The organism is Clostridium sp. CM039, from assembly GCF_055081075.1.
Map to the genome: position 1 here is coordinate 1,112,727 of NZ_CM143649.1, position 24,268 is coordinate 1,136,994.

Genomic DNA, 24,268 nt, shown 5'->3' on the forward strand with positions numbered 1-24,268 from the left:
CAATACGTAGTTTCAATAACTACGTATTGAATTATTTATATTCATATGATATATTATTAATATATATAAATTAGCGCAATCAATTTATACGATTATAATTTAATTTCATGGAGGTATATTATGGAAATAAAAGATAGTTATATTTTTATAGCATTTGGTGATTCTATTACAAAGGGAATCATTTATGATGATGAAAGATCTAAATACGCAACTTTAAAAGAAAACTTTACGAGCATCATTGAAAATAAAATAAAAGGCCCAGTATATAATGCTGGTAAATTTGGTAGTACCATTATGAGAGGCGCACGTAAGATGTATAATGATGTCATCAAAAAATCACCTGATATAGTGTTAATAGAATTTGGTGGTAATGACTGTGACTATAACTGGAATGACATCGCTAAAAATCCTGATATGGAATACAGACCTAATACTGATATTTCTATCTTTCGTGAAACACTACTTACAATGATAGACACATTGAAAACTAATCACATATTCCCTATACTTATGACGTTGCCACCACTCGATCCTTTAAAGTATTTTAAATGGATTACAAAAGAAGATTCTACTTCAGAAAAAAATATCTTACAGTGGTTAGGCACGAAGGATAGACTCTTTAATTGGCATAACTCATATAGTAAAATCATTACTGAGATAGCCGCTGAAACTAGCACTGTTCTTATTGATGTACGCACAGAGTTTTTAAAGTACAGCGACTATAGTCAATTTTTATGTAAAGATGGAATACATCCCAATATTGAAGGTCAATCATTAATAGCAAATGTTATATTAAAATTTTTAAAAGAAAACTACAACTTTTTATTACAACATTAAAAATGTTGATACGCTCATAGAACATATATTCAGACGTATCATATAATTCCTTAGCAACAAAGATTGGAAATTAACTTTCAATTTTTGTTGCTTTTGTTATTTTTTAAACACAATTTATTAAGTATAATTTGTTAAATATGATTTTTTTAAAAATGAAACTTGCATTTTCATAAAATCATGGTACAATTTATATAATTCATTTATAAATATAAAGGGGGTAATATCATGAGTAATAGCATTGGTTATCCTGAAAAGCAAGGATTGTATGATCCGGCCTTTGAAAAAGATAATTGTGGCGTTGGCTTTGTAGCAAATATCAGAGGTGAGAAAACCAACGGTATTATAAAAAAAGGGTTAAAAGTTCTTGTGAATTTAACTCATAGAGGTGCAGTGGGTGCAGATCCTAAAACTGGAGATGGTGCAGGTATTTTGGTACAAATTCCTGATGAATTTCTTAGGATTAGCTGTGACAATTTAGGCCTAGAATTACCAATGGCAGGAAGCTACGCCGTAGGAATGATTTTTTTGCCAAAGGAACCTGCATTAAGATTTCAATGTGAAGGAATACTTGAAAGAATTGCCGAAGAAGAAGGACAAAAAATATTAGGTTGGAGATCTGTTCCTATAGATAATAGAAACATTGGAGACACGGCAAAAGGAACAGAGCCAATAATTAGACAGATTTTTTTAGGATCAAATTTTAAAGATCCGACTCTAACAGACGAGCAGCTTCAAGAAGAATTTGAAAGAAGACTTTATATTATAAGAAAAAGAGCAGAAAGAGAAGTAATCAAATTGGTTAATAGAAGCACAGAATATTTCTATATCTGCAGTCTTTCTAGCAGAACAATTGTTTACAAGGGACTTTTACTTGCCGACCAAATAAAAGGATTTTACATCGATTTACAAGACATAAATTTTAAGAGTGCGATTTGCCTTGTTCATCAAAGATATAGTACAAACACCTTTCCAACTTGGGATTTAGCACAACCCTTTAGATATTTGGCTCATAATGGCGAAATAAATACAATTAGAGGAAATAGAAACTGGATGAATGCTCGCGAAGGAGTTTTAAAGTCCAAAGTGTATGGAAAGAACATAAAGAAATTGTTTCCAATTATTAGCCCTAATGGTAGCGATTCAGCTTCCCTGGATAATATGTTAGAACTTTTAAAAATGGATGGAAGATCTCTACCTCATAGCATAATGATGTTGATTCCTGAAGTTTGGATGTCAAATAATGATATGGAAGATTATAAAAAATCTTTTTATGAGTATCATGGTTCGTTAATTGAACCTTGGGACGGTCCTGCTGTTGTTGCATTTACAGATGGTATTCGAATAGGTGCAACACTCGATAGAAATGGACTTAGGCCCGCAAGGTATATAATAACAAAGGATGGCTTTGCTGTTCTTGCATCTGAAGCTGGAGTACTTAAGTTTAAACCAGAGAATATCAAAGAAAAAGGCAAGCTTCAACCAGGAAAGATGTTTTTGATTGATACAAATGAAGGCAGAATAATTGAAGATGAAGAAGTAAAAAAAGCAGTTTGCACAAACAAGCCTTATGGTGAAATGATTTTAAAAAATAAACTTTATCTAGAAGATTTTGATGCTGTAATTAATGACGTTAAAATAGACAAAGATATTTTAAAGGAAAGGCAACAAGCCTTTGGATATTCTCTAGAAGATTTAAGGATTATACTATCTCCTATGGCAAGAGATGGTAAGGAACCCATTGGCTCTATGGGAAATGATACACCACTGGCTGTATTATCTAATAGGCCTCAACTCTTATTTGCTTATTTCAAGCAACTTTTTGCTCAGGTTACCAATCCACCAATAGATCCAATTAGAGAAAAAATGGTAATGTCACTTATGAACTATTTGGGATCTCAAGATAATGTTTTAAATCAAGATCTTACTGATAACCCATTTATAGAAATAAAGAGTCCTATCTTAACTAATTTAGAAGTAGCTAAGATTAAAAATTTAAAAGATAACGCTTTTAAAACTACAACAATTCCCATAACTTTTAAAGCAGATACTGGAATTGAAGGGTTTAAAGATGCCCTAGACAAGCTTTGCAAAAGAACATCTGCAAGAATTGAAGAAGGCTATAATATTATCGTTCTTAGTGATAAATCAGTAGACTCTTATGATGCTGCAATCCCAAGCTTACTTGCATTATCTGCCGTTCAGCAGCACTTAACCCGCAAAAAGACCAGAACCTCTGTTTCTATTATAGTCGAAACAGGAGAAGCTAGAGAAACAATGCATTTTGCCTTATTAATTGGCTATGGGGCAACAGGTGTTAATCCATATCTTGCATTTAAGTCTATTGATAATATTATAAATGATGGCGATATAGAAAATGTTTCTATAGAAAAAGCCCATGAAAACTATATACATGCAATATCACAAGGGCTTCTAAAAATATTATCAAAAATGGGAATTTCAACTATACAGAGTTATCATGGAGCACAAATTTTTGACGCAGTTGGCTTAAGTTCTGATTTACTCCAAAAATATTTTGGTGGAACCTCTTCTAGAATTGGTGGAATTGGTGTAGATACCGTAGCAAGAGAAGTATTAATTAGGCATAAAAATGCCTTCAACAAATTAAGAAAACCTATAGCTGAACTTGATGTAGGAGGGGCATATTCTTGGAGAAAAGGTGGAGAACACCACTTATTTAACCCGGATACAATCTTTAAACTTCAAGTTGCTACAAAATCAAATGATTATAATTTATATAAAGAATATGCAAAAGTGATAAATGAGCAGGACAAGAACTTATGTACAATTAGAGGATTATTTGAACTTAATTATGGGAACGGAATTCCAATAGAAAGTGTTGAACCAATTAGTGAAATAGTAAAACGCTTTTGCTCAGGTGCAATGTCCTTTGGGTCCATCAGCAAGGAAGCCCATGAAACTATGGCTATAGCTATGAATAGGCTTGGTGGAAAAAGCAACACTGGTGAAGGTGGAGAGGATGCCGAAAGATTCAAAGTTGATGAAAATGGTGATTTAAGAAGAAGTGCAATTAAACAAATAGCTTCCGGTAGATTTGGTGTAACTGCTGAATATCTTGTAAATGCAGACGAATTGCAAATAAAAATAGCTCAAGGAGCAAAACCTGGTGAAGGTGGTCAACTACCAGGCAAAAAAGTTGATGCAAATATAGCTAGGCTAAGGCATTCAACCCCTGGGATTGATTTAATTTCCCCACCACCTCATCACGATATATATTCTATTGAAGATTTAGCTCAGCTTATTCATGATCTAAAGAGTGTAAACCCTAGGGCCAGAATAAGTACAAAATTGGTTTCAGAGTTAGGTGTTGGAACCATAGCCGCTGGAGTTGTTAAGGCACATTCAGATGCTATAGTAATAAGTGGTCATGATGGAGGAACAGGTGCTTCCCCACTTTCCTCAATAAAGCATGCGGGGCTACCTTGGGAGCTTGGACTTGCTGAAACCCAGCAGGTATTGCTTTTAAATAATTTAAGAAGCAGAGTAACCGTTCAAACTGATGGTCAGCTTAAAACAGGACGTGATGTTGTTATTGCAGCACTTCTTGGAGCAGAAGAATTTGGGTTTGCAACTACAGCTCTTGTAGTGCTCGGTTGTACTATGCTAAGAAATTGTCACTTGAATACTTGTGATATGGGCATAGCTACGCAAGATCCAGAACTTCGTAAGAATTTCAGGGGAAAACCTGAATACGTGGTGAATTTCTTTACATTTATTGCCAAGGAAATAAGAGAGCATATGGCGAGACTTGGTTTTAGAACTATGAATGAAATGATAGGTAGAGTAGATAAAATTAATCAGAAAAAGGCTATAGACCACTGGAAAGCAAAGGAACTAGATTTATCAAATATTCTATATAAACCTGATATGCCCAAAAGGATTAAGCGGTACTGTGTAATATCACAAGATCACGGGTTAGATACTTCTTTAGATTTCAAGCTTATTGAAATGGCAAAAATATCCCTAGAAAATGGAATGAAAAGCACCTCTAATTTAGAAATTGAAAATGTTAATCGTTCTGTTGGTGCAATGTTAAGTGGAAGAATTGCTATGAAATATGGCGCCGCTGGACTTCCTGACGATACAATAACATTAAATTTTGTTGGGGCAGCAGGTCAGAGTTTTGGAGCCTTTGGTGCTAATGGATTAACATTAAACTTAGTAGGAGATGCAAATGATTATGTTGGCAAAGGATTATCAGGTGCTAAAATAATTGTAAAGACACCAGAAAATTGCAGTTTTATTCAAGACGAAAACTTCATCGCGGGTAATACAATTCTTTATGGAGCGACTTCTGGTAAGTTGTTTATAAACGGATTAGTAGGCGAACGCTTTGCAGTAAGAAATTCAGGAGCCCAGGCTGTAGTTGAAGGAATTGGAGACCACGGTTGTGAATATATGACAGGTGGAATTGTAGTTATTATCGGAAGAACAGGCAGGAACTTTGCAGCCGGAATGAGCGGTGGTATAGCATACGTTATCGACGAAGATGAAACATTAAAATCAAACTGTAATATGGAAATGATAGAGGTAGAATTAATAACTTCAGAACCAGATTTATTACAGCTCCATTCGATAATAAAAGAACATTTTGAAGCAACTAACAGCCATAAAGCAAGTAAAATTCTAAATAACTGGAAAGAATACAAGTTAAAGTTCAAAAAAGTAATACCAACCGCTTACAAAGCAATATTAGAAGGTAAATAGAAGCTATAGAACTGTCTCTCTTTAGGGACGGTTCTCAGTTTTCAATTTTTGGAGGTGTTAAATTTGGGAAAATTGTATGGTTTCAAAGAATTCAAAAGAGAAACTGCAAATAAACGCCCTGTAAAAGATAGAATTAAGGACTCTAAAGAATTATTCATAGAATTTCCAGTTGAAAAACTGCGTCAGCAAGGTGCAAGGTGCATGGAATGTGGTGTTCCTTTTTGTAACTGGAGTTGCCCTCTAGGAAACTTAATTCCAGATTGGAATGACATGGTATATAAAGAAAAATGGGAAAAAGCATATAACAGGTTAACCCTTACAAATAATTTCCCAGAGTTCACTGGCAGGATTTGTCCCGCCCCTTGTGAAGGTTCATGTACATTAGGAGTTAATGGAGACCCTGTTGCAATAAGGGAAATAGAATTAAATATTATAGAAAAAGCATTTTCACAAGGATGGACAAACCCTTTAGAGCCTAGAGTTCGGACTGGTAAAAAGGTCGCTATTGTTGGTTCGGGTCCATCGGGCCTTGCGGCAGCTGCTGAACTTAACTCTGTAGGCCATGATGTAACTGTTTTTGAAAGGGACGATGAAATAGGCGGGCTTTTAAGATATGGCATACCAGATTTTAAATTAGATAAAAGCATAGTTCAAAGAAGAGTGGATTTTATGATTGAGGCAGGAGTTAGCTTTAAAACTAATGTAAATGTCGGAGTTGATTATTCTGTAGACACTCTTTTATCTGAATTTGATGCAGTAGCTTTAACTGGTGGTAGTACAATTCCTAGAGATTTATTAGTTGAAGGCAGAGAATTAAAAGGTGTACATTTTGCTATGGATTATCTAAAACAACAAAATAGAAGAGTTTCAGGCAAAACAATAGAAGCTAGTGAGATAAATGCTAAAGGCAAAGTTGTACTGGTACTCGGAGGCGGAGATACTGGCTCAGATTGTATTGGAACTGCAATAAGGCAAGGAGCTAAGAGCGTATATCAATATGAAATTATGCCAAAGCCCCCTGTAGATAGAGACGACACAATGCCATGGCCTTCATACCCTAGAACACTAAAAACTACTACTTCTCATGAAGAAGGTTGCAACCGCGATTGGAATATTACTACAAGAAAATTCACTGGTGAAGATGGCGAAGTTACTACGCTCCATGCATCTAAAGTTGAGTGGACACGTAATGAAAAAGGTATGCAACAAATGAGTGAAATACCAGGTTCAGAATTTGAGCTCAAAGTTGACTTGGTTATTTTAGCTATGGGTTTCTTGCATCCACAACATGAAGGTATGCTTACGGACTTAGCTTTAGACTTTGATAACCGAGGAAACGTTATTGTAGATGATAATTATATGACTAATTTACAAGGCGTTTTTGCAGCTGGAGATATGAAAAAGGGCCAATCATTAGTTGTTTGGGCAATATATGAAGGTCGCGCAGTTACTAAAAATATTGATAAGTATTTAATGGGGGAAACTTCATTAAGGGGGTAAGAGCAAATAGTACAATCAGTATGAAATCTCTCCTGCGTGATTCGAAATAAGAGCTTGAAACGTGAAATTCCATCAAATAATTCTAATCTTTTGCCAATATAAATTTCTCTAACGCTCACATTCGGCTTACAGCCGGTTCCCTAGCCTTCCTTACAGGAGGCTCACGAGAATTTTATATTGCCAAAAGAAGAATTACTAAATGAATTTTCAATGTTTCTGCTCTTCTTATTTGAAGTCACTTTCGGAGAAAGTTCATACTATATAGTAATTAGCACATCCTATGGTATGTATTTTAATAATATAAAAGATAAGAAGAAGGTTTTATTTAACACAGCCTTCTTCCTATCTTTTATATTTTTCAACCTTTAATAAGATCCACAAATGTTGACTTAACTTTGCATCTTACGAAAAATGTAAGTAACGAGAAAGCATCTATCCTCGTTATTTTCAATTTTCGACTAATGTTTTTTCTGGACTTAATGGTATGTTACTTCTATTATCAAATTTTTTATCCCAGCATTCTTTCTTTTATTTTGTTCCCTTTTTTTTTAAATTGTTCATTACTCGCAAAAATCATTAACAAAACCACTGAAAAACTTGTCCACTCCCATTGAGTTGTAATAATCCCTATCAAATTCAAAAGCCTACCACATAGTAATCAGAGCAATAATCAAAGTGCCAAATTTCAAATTTTTCTTCATATAACCTCTATCTCCAAATATAAATTATCCTTGCAGCACATAATTAAAGAACAGTTCAAATTAACTGCCCCAGCGGTTAAAGCTATAACTTTATTTTACACTCTTTTAATATCCTATATCCACTGCAATTTTTGAAAGTAAATCCCAATTCTCCTTATCATTAGGATTAATACTCATAAAATACAAATACCGTTGTATTTCTTCTTCTTTTTCAGTAAAAGCTATCGATCTATTAGTAGATTGAGGTGTAGCATTTATTGAAATGGACATATAAAGTTTAGATAGTGCAGTTGAACCTCCAGTTTTATTTTCAACGTTAGCATAGGACGTAAAAGGTAATATAGATATAGCTGTATGTAAATATGCAGATGCCTCCATATAGTAAGATATTTTATCTTCCTCATCAACTTTACTGTAACCAATCCCAAAGCAACCTACAAGTTCATAAATGCAATGTATAAATACCTCATTCGCTTTTTTTCTTTGTATTTTTTGATTAATGAAAGCGTAAGTTGCAAATAGAAAACTGATTATCAGAGCTATTATTAATAAACGTTTTTTCAAAATAATTCCGCCTTTTTATTTAATGTATTTTCATATTGATTCGTCATAGCTTACACTTATGTATGTATCGTCCTTTTATGATATAAATAACCTATAATAAAATTATAACATATTTTTCATATTATACTTAAGTAATTATTTAATAATCAACATAGAATTAGCACACTCATGAATTGGATAAACTTCGCCTTCTATACACACTCATAATAATGCCTACGGATACCATATTAATAATCCCTAAAGAGCCTCCATAGCTTATGAAAGGAAGTGGAATTCCTATCATAGGGAATAAATTTAGATTCATTAATATATTCGTTGCGAATTGAACTATAAATATACTAATCAAACCGCTTATAAGTAATCGTCCATAATTATCTCTAACATATTTTGAAACATGTAGAATTCTATATATGAAAGAAACAATAATAGAAATAATAACCGCGGCTCCAAGCCACCCAAAAGTATGTACTATATAAATAAAAACAAAGTCTGATTGCATCTCAGGTACCTTTAACAGTGCCTCATTTGCAGAAAACCCATGTCCGAAAATTCCAGATGTATGAGCTATTTCGTACATCTGTACATTCAAGAACCCTACTCCTCTCGCATCCGAGAATGGGTGTAAAAAAGTAAAAAACCTACTTATTCTATATGGTTCTGATATAATATAATACAGAAAACAAATAGTATTAAGTGCAACAATGTAAATTACATATCTTTTTTTCATATTAGATTTAAGAGCTAAAACTATAAATGTAATAAAATAAATTCCACAGTAACCTAATCCTTGAGCAGCTAGCATTAAAAGCATTGGAATAATTAAATACCATACAGCTTTAATTAAATTCATTTTTTTATTCCAGTCATCGTTATTGAATATACCTGCTAGTGCTATTATAAATACATATAAACTAATTGCTTTAATATCAAATGTAAATCTTCCTACACTGATAAAAGGACTTCCATTTATAGGGTGGCTTATAAAAAATGATAAGGTAAATAATAAGCACATGCCTACAAAGATATGTTTCGAATACTTTTGAAGTTTTCTATAGTCAAAGAAATATAATAATACTATACCTATAGTACCAATAGCAGCATATAATAAGCTGTGCTTAAATAGATAATCACTACTTCTGAATGAATTTTTATATTGCATGAGATACATCAATGCAACACCTATATTAACGAGTAGTATGGTTAAAATTAATGTAATCCAATCCGGAGTTCCCTTATGTGCTATGTTTAGCTGTTTACCTACTGCTTCGCCATCTCCCATGCGTTCAACAGCTCTAATTACTGATTCTTCTTGTACTATTCCTTTTTCAGCATATTCGCCTACAATATCCTCAATATGTGAGGATAGCTCTTGTTTTATTTCTTTATGAGCTCCCTTATACTTTACATAAGAACATACATAATCTATATATTCACTAATTTTAGAATTATCTCCTACGTCCATAATATAGCCCCCCCTAATATTTTATCAACTGTAGAACGGAAAGTTGTCCATTCTTCCTCTTTTGCCTTTAATGATAATCTACCTTCCTCCATTATCCTGTAGTACTTTCTAGGACGTTTTCCAGAACCCTCACCCCAATATGCCACAACTAATCCTTTTGCCTCCAAGGTATGAAGAATTGGATAGAGAGTTCCTTCCTTCAATGTAAACACACCGTTTGATTTTTCTTCCATTTCTTTTATCATTTCATAGCCATACATTGGTTTTTTATCAATTAATTTTAAAATGAGGATTATCGTACTTCCCTTTAACAGTTCCTTGTTTATTGACATGTTATTGCCCCCCTTATATTTTTATGGCATATGATACCATTTATACCTAGTAATCCGATACATTGATATCATAAGTATAATAATAACATTATATTCCAAAATGTCAATATAGAATATAAATGAGAATTAGTATATTTTTAATTATGTTTTAACAATACCTCTTCTATAAGCTACTTCCAAACCCTTCAAATCGAGTAGGAGCTAAATAATTAATTTATTTAGCGACCTCTCACACCACCGTGCATACCGTTCGGTACACGGCGGTTCAATAGAAATTAATGTTTTAATAAATATGTCTCAGATATAGAAACTAATCCTATATTTTTAAGGTATTTATTGGTCAATGTTTTGTTTAATATAGGGCTATTGGATGTTCTCCAATAGCCTTTCCTTGTATTTGCATATTGCAAAGCTTTATTGTTTGGTATTCCTAATTTAACAAGGTTCCCATATTTTGTTTTAATCTTTTTCCATTGTTTCCAAAAACACATTCTAATTCTTCGCCTTAACCATTCATCAAGTGTTTTAAGAATACTTTTAATGTCTGCAATAGCAAAATAATTTATCCATCCAACTATCACTTGCTTAAGTTTCATAAACCTATATTTCATGCTCATCGCATTACTTCTTGAAGTTAATTCTTTTAGCTTTGCTTTGAATTTGATTATAGGTTTTTGAGGAACTCTCATTCTGTATTCACCTTTTGCTCGGTAAAATGAAAATCCTAAAAATTTAAGTTTCCAAGGTCTATCTACTGTACTCTTTTCTTTATTCACTCTAAGCTTTAACTTTTCCTCAATAAATCTCGTAATACTCTTCATTACTCTATTTGCTGATTTCTCACTTTTGACGTATATATTCGCATCATCAGCATATCTACAAAAGTTTAGTCCTCGTTTTGTTAGTTCTACATCGAGTTCATGTAACATTACGTTACTTAATAATGGGGACAAAGGCCCGCCTTGAGGTGCTCCTTCTTCTGTATTCATAAATACCCCATTTATCATCACTCCACTTTGTAGATACTTTCGTATCAGAGAAATTACTCTACTATCTTTAATATCTTCCGATAGTATCCTTATTAATTTATCATGATTTATCGTATCAAAGTATTTAGAAAGGTCTATATTCACCGTCCATGTATGTCCAGCATTAATATATCCCCTACATTTTTCAACAGCTTGTTTTCCACTTCTTAAAGGTCTAAAACCGTAACTATTATCAGAAAATTTCTTTTCATATATTGGTATTAGAGTTTGTGATATCGCTTGTTGAATAACTCTATCTAATACAGTAGGTATTCCAAGTAGCCTAATTCCACCGTCAGGTTTTGGTATTTCTACCCTTCTTACGGCTAGAGGTCTATATCTACTTTCTAATAATGATTGCCTTAATTCTTGTCCATGCTCTTTTAGATAATGTAGAAGTTCATCTACTGTCAAACCATCAATCCCATGACTTCCTTTATTGGCTTTTACTCTTTTATATGCTTTATTCATATTATCTCTCGATAATATCTGCTCGAGTAAACCATTATCATATTCATTCACATCGTTTCTTCCTTCTTCTGACATAGAGGAAATACTATGCACTTCTACATTACCTTCGAGTTCCACTCTATTCTCTCGTAGAGAGCCTTCTTTATGAAGTTGTCTGCTTTTATCATATTTTCTCGTATCCTTCAAAATTCCAAACCTCCTATTGTTCAGTCCTTCCCACGCTAACGCGTTTTGCATGGTACTATGACGTCTGCTGACTTCTGATAGTTCAGCCATACATCACTGTATGGGTTGTTATTTCTAAATTCATATCCACAACTTACCTATCAGATCTCCCCGGGTAAGAACGCAATCTTTCACTCCATCTATCTGCTACATTTACACCACTTGTTTCGAATAGTTTTGGGCTTCGTTTTGTATTGCAAACTTACCCACAAGCATATGCCTTATATGTAGTTTCTGTTCGTCAGACCGGAGTTTGGCCGCCAACTTCCTTCAGATTCCATCTCACGATGGACACCCTTGTCTTAAGCTATGCACTTGGCACTATTAACCCGTGCTAGGGACTTTCACCCATTAGATTGCGCCCATGCCGGGCGCACAATAAAAACACCTAGAAGAACTTCTTCTAGGTCAGACCGTTGACAAACATAAAATGTAAAACACTCTAATTTAAAATTGGAGTGTTTTTTTTTATATTCAAAAAGGATTTTAGGACATCAATGTCGAATATATATAGTATACAAACTTTATAATTCGGAGGGCATTATTATGATTAATGAAAAGAATTTTACACAACAAAAACTAGAAATGGTGTATTTAGAAGATTTAGTTCCTAAAGACCATATTCTGAGAAATATAGATAAATACATGGATTTCTCTTTTATAAGAGAACTGACTAAAAAATATTACTGCTTAGATAATGGAAGACCTGGCGTAGATCCTATTATACTTTTTAAAATGCTGTTTATTGGGTACTTATTTGGAATAAAATCTGAACGACAACTTGTAAAGGACATTGAAGTAAATGTGGCTTATAGATGGTTTCTAGGACTAAGTCTTACTGATCCTATTCCAGATCATTCAACAATTAGCCAAAATAGACGTAGACGGTTTAAAGGTACAGATGTGTTTCAAAAAATATTTGACGAAGTAGTATTTAAGGCTATAAATCTTAAGATGGTAACCGGTAAAATACTTTACACAGATTCTACACACCTAAAAGCAAATGCTAATAAGCGAAAGCTTGTGAAAATTGAAGTTGAAAAAACGCCGAAAGAATATGTAGCTGAACTTAATAAAGCAGTGGAAGAAGATAGAATAAACCATGGTAAAAAACCTTTAAAGGAAAAAGAACCTGTCACCAAAATAAAAGAAACTAAAGTTAGCACAACCGACCCTGACAGTGGATATATGATGAGAGATGGCAAGCCGGAAGGCTTCTCATATTTAGATCACAGAACTGTCGATAGCAGACATAATATAATTACTGATGTGTATGTTACTCCTGGAAACATAAATGATGTTGATCCTTATATCGATAGATTAGATGTGCAAATAAAAAAGTTTAATTTTAATACAAAATATGTTGGTGCAGATGCTGGTTATGCTACAAATCTTATATGTAAAGAACTATATGAGAGGGAATTAAAATCTGTAATGGGATACCGTAGGTCTCCACATACAAAAGGAATGTACACAAAAAATAAATTCCAATATCTTAAAGAACAGGACATTTACGTATGCCCTGACCTAAGGGCTTTACATTATAAAACGACAACAAGAGAAGGATATAAAGAATATGTTGGTAATGCAAAATATTGCGAGATATGTCCAAATAGAGCTCAATGCTTTTCTGCAAAAAGCAAGTTTAAAACTATTAGAAGACATGTTTGGGAAACGTATAAAGAAGATGTTGTAAAGTTCACCAGAACAGATAAAGGCAGAAATATATATAGAAGAAGAAAAGAAACTATAGAGCGAAGCTTCGCAGATTCAAAACAACTGCATGGGCTTCGCTATTGCCATATGCGTGGATTAGAAAATGTGCAAGAGCAGTGTCTGCTTACAGCAGCAGTGCAGAATATGAAAAAGATAGCTAGCCTGCTATCTTTACTGTTTTTTGATTTTCTAACTAAGAAGATAGTTGTTATTTTACATTTATCCATAACTCAAAATGCTATCGCATAATTGCATGTAAAAAGCCCAGTATAATAAAAAAATTATACTGGGTTTGTAAACAACCTGACCTAGAAGAACTTCTTCTAGGTGTTTTTATTTTGTCATATATTACATATCATTACTTTTAGGAATTCATGATTTTCTACCCTTCCATTGCCTGGCAGGGGTCACTCATTTGAATAACTTTCTTTAGAACTAGCACAGTTCTACTAGGTGAATACACTATAATCCCAGGTTTATTCCCCTTATTTCGTAATGTTTTCGCGCTGTATATATAATCTGTTGCAATTCTGTGTTGGCCACCAAATATCGTTTCATCACTATTAAAGATAATCTTATATTCACCCATCTCGCCAGTAGGTAGTTCATATTCTGAGAAAGAAGCAGATGGATTAAAATTAAATAAAAATACTAATTCACCTTTTCTGAAAGCAATCATATTTTGCTTATCATCAGTCCAAAGATTTTGGAGGTCTGTTGCACTTAAAACATTATATGTTTTTAATAAAATTAGCATTTCTTTATCAAAATTTGACAAATATTCATACTTAAGATCTTTATTTTCCATCAGACTCCATTGTCTTCTTGCGTAATTATAACTCCAATTATTACCTTCTCTTGGGAAGTCAATCCATTCCGGGTGACCAAATTCATTCCCCATGAAATTTAAATAGCCTTCACCAGCTAAAGTTATAGTAATAAATCTAATAAGTTTATGAAGTTCTACTGCTCTATTTATTATTAAATTATCATCACTTTTTAGCATGTGAGAATACATTTCCTTTCCGCCTAAACGGAACATTAAGGTCTTGTCACCTACAAGTGCTTGATCATGTGATTCAGAATACCCTATATTCTTTTCCTTAGGCCGTCTATTAGTTAACTCGTGCCACAACTGACACATGCTCCATTTTTCATCTGGCAGTTCTTTTAACAATTTCACCCAAAGATCAGGCACTCCCATAGACAAACGATAATCGAAGCCAATGCCACCAAAATCAACTGGCAGACACATTCCAGGCATTCCGCTCATATCCTCTGCAATAGTTACTGCATTAGGTTTTACTTCTCTTACTAAGTCATTAGCAAATTGAAGGTAAGTAATTGCTTCTATATCCGTATCCATACTAAAGTATTTACTGTAATCCGAGAACACTACTCCAAGCCCTTGGTGGTGATATAACATCGATGACACACCATCAAATCGATAACCATCAAAATGGTATTCCTCTAGCCAAAACTTAATATTCGACAAAAGGAAATGAAGAACTTCTGGCTTCCCATAATTAAAAAGTTTTGTACCCCATGCTGGATGATTCCCCTTAACTCCAGTATGGAAGAATTGATAATCAGTTCCGTCAAACTCATTAATCCCCTCAGCTATATTCTTAATTGAATGAGAGTGTACTAAATCAAGTAATACCGCAATTCCCATAAGGTGGGCAGCATTAACTAATGCTTTAAGCTCTTCAGGGGTTCCAAACCAAGATGAAACAGCAAAAAAATTAGATACTTGATAACCAAAAGAGGCATAATATGGATGTTGCATTACCGCCATAAGCTGCACAGTATTATAACCAGCAGCCTTTATTCTTGGAAGAATATTTTCTGTAAACTCGCTAAAAGTACCCATTCCTTCTTTTTCCTGGGACATACCTACATGAGCCTCATATATAAACAATGGCAATTCGCTATCAACATGAAATTCACTATCCCGCCACTTAAATTCAAAGTCTGGTTGCCAAATTTGTCCTACAAAATCATTAGTAATAGGATCCTGCATCGTCCGCTTAATATAAAGAGGAATTCTATCTCTTGATACACCTTTAGCCACTACCCTTACCTTAACATAGGATAAATGTTTTAGGGCTTGTACCCCTGGCAAAAAAATCTCCCAATTTCCACTTTCTTTTCTTATCAATGGATGTGTTTGAGGATTCCAAGAGTTAAAATCGCCAATTAAATAAAGAGCATCAGCCATAGGGGCCCATTCTCTATAAACCCATCCCCCCTTAATTAAATGGAACCCGTAAAATAAGTCGCCACTCGCAAAAGAGTCAAAGCTTTGATTATTACCAAGTAATTCTTTTTTACAAGATGTATAACGGTCCACTCTAATCCTAATATCACTTTCAAACGGCTTGAGATATGGATCAATCTCTATTATTTTGATGTTTTTATTTTTATAATCCTCCATTTAAAAATTCCTTTCGTATTTGAAATTATTGCAAGTCAAAATATTTATTACTAATATATCTAATTCGACTAAATATTATCAATTCCTTTGTTCTTCAAATAAATAAATAAATAAATAATAAACTCAAAAATAATTATAACGACTTAAATTTAGTCTATTAGTAATGAAATTATTATATCTATTATATTTTTCTCAATTGATATTATCTTGTTTTATAAGGGCGTTTATTATAGCTGAACTAGCTATAAATAATAACCCAGCTTGTGGTGCAATCATTGTAAAGTCAACCAGTCCATGCCCAATTATTACAGCTTGAATACCTGCCAGCATTGGAACTAATCTACAATTCTGTGCATGAAGTATCTTTAAATTTCGGAATAAATTAATTTTCATATAGGTATATATGAGAAGCCCAACAGCTCCAAGTGTTGTCATAATAGTAATCCAGATATTGTGACCGTGGTATAGGGTTGCATAATAATACCCTTTCATGAAGCTTTCTCCATGGTCAGTTATCCCCATAATACCCCAACCCGTAAAAGGCTTAAGTTTTATCATTTTTAAACATCCATCCCATATTCCAAAACGACTATTGAATGAGGTATCGAAATCATGTCCGGTTAAATTTTTAAGCATTTCTGGTGGTACAAAAGTAATTACAGCCGTAATTATAAATATTGTGATAAACAGCCATATATCTTTTTTATTACCTTTAAGTAGATAAAATATAAAAACGCCAAATAATAGCCCCATAAAAGCACCCCGAGATCCCGTTAAACACAATGCAATAACAAAGAGGATTGTCGCTGTCTCATAAAATAATTTTGCAGTTTTTGATTTAATGCTACAAAAATAAATACCTACAAGAATCATTATAGCAAACCAGTTCCCCGCTACATTAGGATTACCAAAGGTGCTATATATTCTACCATTAACTGCTGGCTGAGCTGTACTTTGAAGAAATGCCCCCCAAATATTAAAATTAAAATACTCATATAACACTTTCTCAATAATTCCAAAAATTGCTGAGAACAGAGAAAAAAACACTAAATGCATATATATCTTTTCCACCATATTTTCATTTTTACAATAATTTTGCAAAAAAATACTAACACATAGATATATAAAGAGAGCAAACGATGCAACAATTGATGTAAAACTATAATTTATAACTCCTACTATTAAAGACCAAATAAATAGTAAACAAAGTCCTATATTCCAATAATTTTTATCTATCTTAATTTTTTTAAATAACACCATATATATCATATATAATAATGGTATTATGGTCGTATAAGGAGAAATGATTGTTAATAAAACTAAAATGCCCATAATAAAGCCACCTTCATCTCTAGTATTTTTTTTCGTAAGCATAATGATAAGTGCCCAAGAGAATTACCTTATCATTTTGTAAACTGCAATTCCATTAAGTACTAATATTAACCTTGTCACCTCTTTCTATTATATACTAGCCTTGGTATTATTGTTTACTTTATTAAAAGGGTATATTATTATTCTACAACATATAAGCCCTAAAGCTACACCGACTAAAATATCTGTAGGATATCATTTTTATTATCCCCCTTCCTCCATTATATCTCTTTTCCCATATTGTTTCAAAAAAATAAATGTAGCAAAGGATTACCCTTGCTACTAAAATGGCATAATAAAAGTTTTACCCGTTTTAGGATTTTTAGTTATATATACATCTAATCCGTAAACCTCTTTAATTATATCTTCTGTTAATACTTCCTCTGGAGTTCCATCTTTGTAAACTAAGCAATCATGCATTAGTATCATATGATTGCCATATGCAGCCGCTATGTTCAAATCATGTAGCACAGCAATAATTGTTATGTTTTTATTTTCATTTAATTGTTTTAATTGATTCATCATTTCAATTTGATGATGAATGTCTAGGTGAGAAATAGGCTCATCTAAAAGAATTATTCCTGTTTCTTGGGCAATCGCTCTTGCCACTACCACTCGTTGTCTTTCTCCGCCACTTAATGCATTTATGCTTTTATTTCTAAGACCCCAAGTGTTTGTCATTTTCATAGCTTTCATAGCTATTCCCATATCTTTTTCACTTTCTGAGCAGAATCTAGAAATATGAGGCGTTCTTCCCATAAGAACTATATCTTGTACTGAAATATCGAATTCGATTTCTGTGCTTTGCGGTACCACTGCTATTTTCTTTGCTAAAACCTTTGATTTCATTTGGGCTAAGTCCTTTTCATCAATAAAAACTTCACCTTTTTCAGGTTGCAGTGATTTTGATAATATCCTTAGAAGTGTAGTTTTACCTGAACCATTTGGACCTAGAATAGTGTGAAATTTTCCTCTTTCTATGTTTATACTAATATCCTTTAATACTTCCTGTTCAAAGGAAAAACTTACGTTATTTATCTCTATCAATTACATCGCCTTCTTCTTTGTTCTATATAATAAATATATAAAAAATGGAACTCCAAAAATTGAAGTAATAATTCCTACTGGTATTTCTGATGGAGGCACTACTGCTCTTGCAAGCGTATCGCAAATTATTAAAAATATAGCTCCCCCAAGTGCAGAAAATGGTATAACCACCCTATTATCTGGTCCAAAAATCATTCTAATAGAGTGCGGCACTATAAGACCTACAAATCCAATTATTCCACTTACAGATACGACTGCTGCCACCATCAAAGTACTTATTAAAAGTATATACTTTTTTAATCCATTTACATCTACACCAAGACTTCTAGCACTCTCTTCTCCAAGAACCATGATATTCAGATCTCTTGAAAATGTAAAAATAAATAAAATTGAGGGAACTACTATTATAAACAGTAAAATTACCTCGTGATATCCAGCCGTTGAAAAACTTCCCATCGTCCACATAACTATTTTTTCAATATTATCTCTATTAAAGGTCATCATTAATGAAATAATGGATGATAATAAATAATTTATGGCAACACCCGATAGTAAAAGTGTGGTAACTGGAACTTTAGTACCGACTCTCGCAATATTATAAACCAGAAAAGTAGTTATTATAGCACCTACAAAAGCATTGAATGCCACCATGCTCATCCCTAAAAAATTGATTTCATTAAGAAAAACCATGGTTATAGTGGCCCCAAGTGCAGCCCCTGATGAAACTCCGAGAATAAATGGATCTGCCATTGGATTTTTGAAAATACCCTGAAAAGAGGTACCAACCACTGAAAGTGCTGCTCCTACTAAACAGGATAAAATGATTCTAGGAAGTCTTAACTTTACCAATATGATTGCAGATGTAGGATTAATTCCATCTAAGGATACACTGTTATTTAATATTGGAATTTTGCTTATAATAATTAGGGCTGTCTGTTTTAAAGAAATATCTGCTACCCCAAAATTTGTTGCTACAATCATTACAATTAGGAGTAAAAATACCCCTACTGCAAAAACTCGTCGATAATAACTCTTATTTTCTATAAACGTCATGGTTATTTAACCCCTTTTATTTAAAAAGTTCAGGATGAACTAATTTAGCAATTGCTTCAAGTCCTTCTGCAAGTCTCGGTCCCTGCCTAACAATAATGTTTTCATCAATCTCCAATAATTTGCCGTTCTTAACTGCATTCAAATCTTTGTAACCATTGGTAGCTTTTATACCTTTTTTTGAATCATAGAGCTTTGAACAAATTAGCACATCAGGATTCTTTTCTACAAGCTTTTCTACACTGTAGTTCCAACCAACTACGTCGCCCGCAGCATTTTTTCCGCCAGCAATGTCTATCATACTACCTATAAATGTATCTTTTCCTGCTGTAAAATCACCACTCTTGCCAAATCCTGCTACATAGTACACTGTTGGCTTCTTAGCATCCTTAACCTTATCAGTTATTTCTGCAACTTTCCTTTTCATATCTGATACTATTGTCTGGGCTTCCCCACTAGCATTTACAACCTGACCAAGTTTTGACATTGTGTCATACACACCATTAAAATTTTCTTCACCACCAAGCGCTACAACCTTTATATTAAGAGCCTCTAATTTTTTAATAATAGCCTTATCAAAAAGAGCTGATACAATAACTACATCAGGTTTTAATTCAACAATTTTCTCTACACTTGGTTGCAATAAGTCACCAACAGATGTAACCTTAAGGGCCTGAGCTGGGTAATCATCGTAATCACTTCTACCAACTACACTGCTTCCTTTACCAAGTGCATATATTCCCTCTGTTATATTTGGTGCAATTGTAATAATTCTTTTAGGTTCTTTTTCAATGATAACCGTTCTATCATATGAGTCAACTACCTTTAGCGGATATACTACAGCGTTAGTTTCCTTTTTAGTAGTATTAAGCGACCCTTTATTCTCACCTTTGCTGCCACACGCGCTAAATACAACACAAACAAAAACAGCTAAAACTAGACTTATTATACTTTTTCTTTTAAACATAAGTTGCCTCCATAAATTTTAATTTTTTAATTACTTATTTAATTTTAATTGGGATACCACAAACCACCATGTGAACTTCCTGAGCCCTTGATGCAATATACTGATTAACTCTACCCGCAATATCTCTAAAAACCCTTGCCATCTTGTATTCTGGTACAATTCCAGAGCCAATTTCGTTAGTTACAAGAATTATTGTTTTTAAGTTTTTTTCTGCTTCGTCAAGAAATACTGCTACCTCTTGTAAAATCCCTTTTTCCATTGCGCTTATAGCTTGATTATTAAGATCATCGAAATTATCCCCCGCTTCATCAAACATAAGATTTGTAGTCATTATTGTAATACAATCTAATAAAATCGTATCAAACTGCATTTCTTCGTTATAGAATACCTGTTTTAAATTCTTATAGCCTTCAAAGGTATACCAATTAGCTGGTCTTCTTTCTTTATGTTTTTTTACTCTGTCCTTCATTTCATCATCAAACGGAATTGAAGTTGCAATATAAAGTACGTTGCCCTTCTCTTCTTTGGCTAGCTTCTCAGCATATGTACTTTTCCCACTCCTTGCGCCACCTGTTATAAGTATAATTTTTTTCATAGTATGCTCCTTATTATTTTAATAATATGCTCTAATGTAAAAAAATCAGAAAATAAAAAAACCACATCTCAAGGATGTGGAATAATGCAATTAAATTTTTCATATATTGGATAACCCAATATTATTGTTAAATCACGCATTTTTCATCCTCCCTCCGAAGACTAAAATTTCAAGCAATAGGCAGGTTTACTGGCTTTAGCATCATCTTACTCTCCAACCTTCTCAGTTTCCCAATGGTTCTTTGGATTTCATCCTCTAATACAGTAGCGGTGGGCTGCAGTGGTTTTTTAGTCACTTTCCCTTTTAACCCCTGTTACAAGGCACCTAAAACAATATTTAATTTTTATTAAGTTGACTATTTTTATTGTAACATCAAAAAAATATTAAAGCAATGTAAATCATTCTACCTACTTTCTAACGCTATTTCAGTGTTTTATTTAAGTAATATTCCATTACTCCTTTTACAATAGGTACCACATGGTGACTTCCACCTTTCTCTTTAACGTTTTCCATTAACATTGATACTACTATTTTAGGATTAACTGTATCCATACATATAAACCATCCATTTTCTTCTGCAGCTTTATCCTTGTCATCTTTCTTAAGTTCCGCTGTTCCAGTTTTACCCGCGAGAGCTTGCCCATCAACTTTTGCCGCATGACCTGTACCATTTGGGTTATCGATAACTCCAGTGAGACCATCTTTTACAAATTTTATATTATCCGCGGAAATTGCATTAGCTTTCCATACCTTAGCCTTTACCTTTTCATTCAAACTTTCTAAAGTTGGAGACATAATATTTCCATCGTTAACAACTGCGCTATACGATAGTGCAAGGTGAAGTGGGCTCATAAGGACCTCCCCTTGACCATAACCAGTATCTGCTAATGCTACATCATTCTTAATGTTGTTACCATTGGCTACTTGTGAATTTGCTATTGGATAATTTATTGGAAGCTTTTGACCTATTCCAAAATTGTTGCATCCTTTTATAAATTCCTCTTTACCTATATTAAGAGCTGCCTTTGCGAAATATATGTTATCAGAGTATACAAATGCATCCTGTAAATTCACTGACTCTCTCGGTTCACCAACCCTAGTAACCTTATTGAGTCCCCATGATTTATCCGGTTGCCATTCGTTTCCCGGTATGTTAATAAGTTCACTAGGTTTTATCTTCCCTTGCTCTAACCCAACTGCAGCCGTTATCAGTTTAAATGTAGACCCTGGAGAATATACAGCCTTAAATCTATTATTAAATGGATCCCCTGCTTTTTCCCATTCTGCCTTTTGGGTATTAGAAACATAAGTAGTAATTGCATTTGTATCATATGACGGCGAGCTTACTAAAGCCAATACCTCTCCAGTTTTTGGATTTATTGCTGCACTGGCTCCCGGCTCTTTATTCATCCCTTCATATATTTTCTTCTGTAGTTCACTATCTACTGATAATGTTATATTTTCACCTGCTTTTGATTCTTTTTTAAGAATTACAACCTTATTGTTATTATTTTGTTTTGATATATATATTGTTGCCCCATTTTCACCCTTAAGCTTGTCCTCATAAACCTGTTCAAGACCTGCCTTTCCTATTAAACTAAATGAGTTATACCCTTTACTAGAATTCTTTTGTAGTTCCTCAGCAGTTATCGGCTTTATGTATCCTATAAGCGACCCCAAAGCTTCCCCACCTGGATATACTCTACCTTTAGTCTTGTTCGGGATTACCCCATCAAGCTTCATAACTCCATCTATTTTTACTTTTTCACTACGCAATATGTTAATAATCGGTATAAATTGATCAGAATTTTCATTATCCTTTAGTTTATTTTCTATAACCGAAGCATCAATATCTAGTATCTTAGCCATCTGCGATATATTAGCATCCTTATTTTTAATAAATGTAATGGGTTTTATTCCAATCGTAACAATTAAATCATTTATTGCAAGTGGTTTTTTACTCCTATCATAAATTTCTCCACGTATAGCCACTTCTGGCTCTACCCTAACCTTATCTCCCGCTTCCATACTAGGAAATATCATTTTCTCATTCCAAACTAATGTCCACTGCTTTTTATTGTTAACTTCTTCCTTCACCATAGTAGCCTGGTAGCCTGGCATTTTTAATTGCCCTGCTGCAGTATCCATAACTATAGAAAATGGTATATTTATAGCTTTTTTATTTCCTTCCTTAATTTTATCTTCATTCTCCACATTAATAGATATACTTTTAGCCTCTATTCCACTATAAATAGCATTGTATTTGTCTACAAATTCCTTTTCAGTTATTGTTTCCTTAGTTTTAACTGAAAGCATGCTATACATTGTTTTGAAATCCTGCTTTACCCACTTGTTCTTATATGTATCAAATGTTTTTGTTGCACTATCCACTTTTGTAAAAAAATTAAACATAAATACTGCCATTACTATTAATATAATCCCTATCGTTGTAAAAAGTACTACTTTTAAGTTTTTTTTCGACATTTTTTTACCACCCCTTACTTATTATAACACTTGAACCGTATAATTAAATAGTATGATTTTTAAAAGTTTATTTTTTTGCATATTAAACAAATATATTATAAAATAAATTATATTAACTAGAGAATTAATACCCTCAGGATACTATTTTCAACACATCTTTACCCCTGTTGCTTATAATGTATTTAGTATATAATAACTATTAATTGGTGCAATAAATATTATACTCATTATTAAGGAGGCATTATTATGGATAATAAAGTTTATACTAAAAAAAGTAAAGAAGAACTAAAGAAGATCTTAACTCCAATTCAGTTTGAAGTAAGTCAGGAAAGCAGCACAGAAAAATCTTTTGAAAATGAATTTTGGAATAATAAAGAAGAAGGCATTTATGTAGATATTAATAGTGGAGAGCCCTTATTTACATCTCTTGATAAATTTGATTCAGGTTGTGGGTGGCCTAGTTTTACAAAGCCTGTTGAGGATGCTAACGTTAAAGAAAATAAGGATGCAACCCATGGTATGATGAGAACAGAAGTAAGGAGCAAATATGGTGACAGTCATTTAGGACATTTATTCAACGATGGTCCGATTTCCCAGGGTGGATTAAGATATTGCATAAATAGTGCTTCACTAAAGTTTATACCAATTCATAAGCTCTGCGATGAAGGATATGGAGATTACTTAGAATTATTCAATAAATAAGGAGAGCGTTTCTCGCTCTCCTCCAAAACTGTC

General features: G+C 33.3%; 16 protein-coding genes and 1 riboswitch. Of the genes, 5 read left to right on the forward strand and 11 right to left on the reverse strand.

Annotation, left to right across the window (positions count from 1 at the left end; all coding sequences use genetic code 11):
* The first annotated feature begins 120 nt into the window (after nucleotides 1-120).
* From ACWJJ2_RS05245 to ACWJJ2_RS05255, 3 genes are all read left to right on the forward strand, one after another.
* Entirely contained in the window at nucleotides 121-837 is a 717-nt protein-coding gene (locus ACWJJ2_RS05245) for an SGNH/GDSL hydrolase family protein (RefSeq protein ID WP_165414043.1), read from the forward strand.
* A gap of 225 nt (nucleotides 838-1,062) precedes the next feature.
* Complete coding sequence (gltB, locus tag ACWJJ2_RS05250; RefSeq protein ID WP_220320298.1) at nucleotides 1,063-5,583, forward strand: glutamate synthase large subunit; 4,521 nt, start codon at nucleotides 1,063-1,065, stop codon at nucleotides 5,581-5,583.
* A gap of 63 nt (nucleotides 5,584-5,646) precedes the next feature.
* Nucleotides 5,647-7,083 carry a glutamate synthase subunit beta gene (locus tag ACWJJ2_RS05255; RefSeq protein ID WP_216303667.1) on the forward strand — a complete coding sequence of 479 codons (1,437 nt, stop codon included), beginning with the start codon at nucleotides 5,647-5,649 and terminating at the stop codon, nucleotides 7,081-7,083.
* A gap of 806 nt (nucleotides 7,084-7,889) precedes the next feature.
* On the opposite strand, the gene ACWJJ2_RS05260 is transcribed toward ACWJJ2_RS05255, so the two are convergent.
* The 4 genes from ACWJJ2_RS05260 to ltrA all read right to left on the reverse strand — a co-directional run bounded on the left by ACWJJ2_RS05260 (nucleotide 7,890) and on the right by ltrA (nucleotide 11,827).
* Nucleotides 7,890-8,348 (reverse strand): hypothetical protein, encoded by a 459-nt coding sequence (locus ACWJJ2_RS05260; protein WP_216303668.1) that lies wholly within the window; start codon nucleotides 8,346-8,348, stop codon nucleotides 7,890-7,892.
* 166 nt (nucleotides 8,349-8,514) lie between these two features.
* On the reverse strand, nucleotides 8,515-9,810 hold the full coding sequence (locus ACWJJ2_RS05265; RefSeq protein WP_220286887.1) for an FtsW/RodA/SpoVE family cell cycle protein: 1,296 nt from the start codon (nucleotides 9,808-9,810) through the stop codon (nucleotides 8,515-8,517).
* The gene (locus ACWJJ2_RS05270; RefSeq protein ID WP_216303670.1) at nucleotides 9,801-10,142 is read right to left on the reverse strand and encodes a PadR family transcriptional regulator; all 342 of its coding nucleotides are present in this window, start codon (nucleotides 10,140-10,142) and stop codon (nucleotides 9,801-9,803) included. Before ACWJJ2_RS05270 ends, ACWJJ2_RS05265 begins: the two co-directional genes overlap by 10 nt.
* A 275-nt stretch (nucleotides 10,143-10,417) precedes the next feature.
* A complete protein-coding gene (gene ltrA / locus ACWJJ2_RS05275) occupies nucleotides 10,418-11,827 on the reverse strand; it encodes a group II intron reverse transcriptase/maturase (protein WP_462952630.1) in 1,410 nt (469 codons plus the stop codon).
* 585 nt (nucleotides 11,828-12,412) lie between these two features.
* On the opposite strand from ltrA, the gene ACWJJ2_RS05280 reads away from it, so the two are divergent.
* Nucleotides 12,413-13,831, forward strand: a complete 1,419-nt coding sequence (locus tag ACWJJ2_RS05280; protein ID WP_462953338.1) for an IS1182 family transposase — start codon at nucleotides 12,413-12,415, stop codon at nucleotides 13,829-13,831.
* A 133-nt stretch (nucleotides 13,832-13,964) separates the two neighbouring features.
* Here the strand turns inward: ACWJJ2_RS05280 and ACWJJ2_RS05285 are convergent, their stop codons facing one another.
* The 7 genes from ACWJJ2_RS05285 to ACWJJ2_RS05315 all read right to left on the reverse strand — a co-directional run bounded on the left by ACWJJ2_RS05285 (nucleotide 13,965) and on the right by ACWJJ2_RS05315 (nucleotide 23,533).
* On the reverse strand, nucleotides 13,965-16,019 hold the full coding sequence (locus ACWJJ2_RS05285) for an alpha-amylase family glycosyl hydrolase (protein WP_220286888.1): 2,055 nt from the start codon (nucleotides 16,017-16,019) through the stop codon (nucleotides 13,965-13,967).
* Nucleotides 16,020-16,211: 192 nt separating this feature from the next.
* Complete coding sequence (locus ACWJJ2_RS05290) at nucleotides 16,212-17,351, reverse strand: O-antigen ligase family protein (RefSeq protein WP_216303672.1); 1,140 nt, start codon at nucleotides 17,349-17,351, stop codon at nucleotides 16,212-16,214.
* Nucleotides 17,352-17,672: 321 nt separating this feature from the next.
* Complete coding sequence (locus ACWJJ2_RS05295) at nucleotides 17,673-18,437, reverse strand: ABC transporter ATP-binding protein (protein WP_216303673.1); 765 nt, start codon at nucleotides 18,435-18,437, stop codon at nucleotides 17,673-17,675.
* Entirely contained in the window at nucleotides 18,438-19,490 is a 1,053-nt protein-coding gene (locus ACWJJ2_RS05300) for a FecCD family ABC transporter permease (RefSeq protein WP_165414031.1), read from the reverse strand.
* Nucleotides 19,491-19,506: 16 nt separating this feature from the next.
* Nucleotides 19,507-20,454, reverse strand: coding sequence for an ABC transporter substrate-binding protein (locus ACWJJ2_RS05305; RefSeq protein ID WP_216303674.1), 948 nt, complete (start codon nucleotides 20,452-20,454; stop codon nucleotides 19,507-19,509).
* A 34-nt stretch (nucleotides 20,455-20,488) separates the two neighbouring features.
* Nucleotides 20,489-21,049 carry a bifunctional adenosylcobinamide kinase/adenosylcobinamide-phosphate guanylyltransferase gene (gene cobU / locus ACWJJ2_RS05310; RefSeq protein WP_165414029.1) on the reverse strand — a complete coding sequence of 187 codons (561 nt, stop codon included), beginning with the start codon at nucleotides 21,047-21,049 and terminating at the stop codon, nucleotides 20,489-20,491.
* Between the two features lie 162 nt (nucleotides 21,050-21,211).
* A riboswitch (cobalamin riboswitch) is annotated at nucleotides 21,212-21,392 on the reverse strand.
* Between the two features lie 77 nt (nucleotides 21,393-21,469).
* A complete protein-coding gene (locus tag ACWJJ2_RS05315) occupies nucleotides 21,470-23,533 on the reverse strand; it encodes a penicillin-binding transpeptidase domain-containing protein (protein ID WP_220320302.1) in 2,064 nt (687 codons plus the stop codon).
* 246 nt (nucleotides 23,534-23,779) lie between these two features.
* Here ACWJJ2_RS05315 and msrB point away from each other — a divergent pair, with 246 nt between their 5' ends.
* Nucleotides 23,780-24,235 (forward strand): peptide-methionine (R)-S-oxide reductase MsrB, encoded by a 456-nt coding sequence (gene msrB / locus ACWJJ2_RS05320; protein ID WP_220286891.1) that lies wholly within the window; start codon nucleotides 23,780-23,782, stop codon nucleotides 24,233-24,235.
* Nucleotides 24,236-24,268: the final 33 nt, after the last annotated feature.

Bases quoted from the DNA above. Each gene is read 5' to 3' on its own strand.
- ACWJJ2_RS05245 (WP_165414043.1), top strand. From the start codon at position 121: ATGGAAATAAAAGATAGTTATATTTTTATAGCATTTGGTGATTCTATT.
- ACWJJ2_RS05285 (WP_220286888.1), bottom strand. From the start codon at position 16,019: ATGGAGGATTATAAAAATAAAAACATCAAAATAATAGAGATTGATCCA.
- ACWJJ2_RS05280 (WP_462953338.1), top strand. From the start codon at position 12,413: ATGATTAATGAAAAGAATTTTACACAACAAAAACTAGAAATGGTGTAT.
- cobU (WP_165414029.1), bottom strand. From the start codon at position 21,049: ATGAAAAAAATTATACTTATAACAGGTGGCGCAAGGAGTGGGAAAAGT.
- ACWJJ2_RS05290 (WP_216303672.1), bottom strand. From the start codon at position 17,351: ATGGGCATTTTAGTTTTATTAACAATCATTTCTCCTTATACGACCATA.
- ACWJJ2_RS05270 (WP_216303670.1), bottom strand. From the start codon at position 10,142: ATGTCAATAAACAAGGAACTGTTAAAGGGAAGTACGATAATCCTCATT.
- ACWJJ2_RS05305 (WP_216303674.1), bottom strand. From the start codon at position 20,454: ATGTTTAAAAGAAAAAGTATAATAAGTCTAGTTTTAGCTGTTTTTGTT.
- ACWJJ2_RS05300 (WP_165414031.1), bottom strand. From the start codon at position 19,490: ATGACGTTTATAGAAAATAAGAGTTATTATCGACGAGTTTTTGCAGTA.
- gltB (WP_220320298.1), top strand. From the start codon at position 1,063: ATGAGTAATAGCATTGGTTATCCTGAAAAGCAAGGATTGTATGATCCG.
- msrB (WP_220286891.1), top strand. From the start codon at position 23,780: ATGGATAATAAAGTTTATACTAAAAAAAGTAAAGAAGAACTAAAGAAG.
- ACWJJ2_RS05265 (WP_220286887.1), bottom strand. From the start codon at position 9,810: ATGGACGTAGGAGATAATTCTAAAATTAGTGAATATATAGATTATGTA.
- ACWJJ2_RS05315 (WP_220320302.1), bottom strand. From the start codon at position 23,533: ATGTCGAAAAAAAACTTAAAAGTAGTACTTTTTACAACGATAGGGATT.